The following is a 971-nucleotide window of genomic DNA, read 5'->3' as shown; positions in this document are numbered from 1 at the left end:
GCCAAAGCCTCGCTACAGAACAACTAACTGGAAACAATATAACCAAGCCCTAATCAATCGTGGTTCACTGACATTCTGGATTGATGAGGAAGCGATTCAACAGTGGAAGCAACTCAAGCAAGGTAAACGAGGTCGACCTCGATTGTTTAGTGACTTAGCCATTACGACCGCCCTCATGGTTAAACGAGTATTCGCGATGCCGTTGAGAGCGTTACAAGGATTCATCGATTCTGTTTTCAAACTCGCTCAACTCCCGTTGTCATGTCCTCATTATTCATGCATCAGTAAACGAGCCAAAACGGTTAATGTGTCATTCAAGACAAAGACCCGAGGCGCAATACAGCATTTAGCCATTGATGCAACAGGGCTAAAGGTCTACGGTGAAGGTGAATGGAAAGTAAAAAAACATGGTACTGACGGGAAGCGTCGAGTTTGGCGTAAGCTCCATTTAGCCGTAGACACTGGCACTCATGAAATCATTGCGGCTGAGTTAAGTTTATCGAATGTCACTGACGGTGAAGCTCTTCCTAATTTACTGAATCAAACTCGTCGTAGAATCAATGAGATATCTGGTGATGGAGCTTACGATACAAGACAATGCTACGAAGCAATACGTATTAAACAAGCTGTTCCACTTATTCCACCGAGAGAAGGTGCTGCTTTTTGGTTACGAGGTCACCCCCGTAATCTGGCGGTAGCTTGCCAGAAATTATACGGCTCAAATAAACATTGGAAAAAGAAGTACGGTTACCATAAACGGTCACTTTCAGAGACGGCTATGTTCCGTGTAAAGACACTGTTTGGTGGGCGATTAAGTTTAAGAAACTATAATGCTCAGGTTGGTGAAACCTACGCCATGATTAAAGCGTTGAATAAGCTCACAGGGTTAGGTATGCCTAAAACGATAGAAATAGCCTAATAATCACCCATACTGGCCGTTTCTATCTGAGATCCAATTAGGAAACAAAGCC

General features: G+C 43.6%; 1 protein-coding gene. It reads left to right on the top strand.

Annotated elements, in window-relative coordinates:
- A partial coding sequence (locus tag AB4583_RS21245) for an IS5 family transposase (protein ID WP_372119262.1) occupies window positions 1-919 on the top strand: 919 nt, incomplete at its 5' end.
- Window positions 920-971: the final 52 nt, after the last annotated feature.

It is taken from the genome of Vibrio sp. 10N.222.49.C12, from assembly GCF_041475025.1.
Lineage (GTDB): Bacteria > Pseudomonadota > Gammaproteobacteria > Enterobacterales > Vibrionaceae > Vibrio > Vibrio crassostreae_C.
The sequence above is the reverse complement of the archived record's forward strand: the minus strand, read 5'-3'. Positions and strand labels throughout refer to the sequence as shown.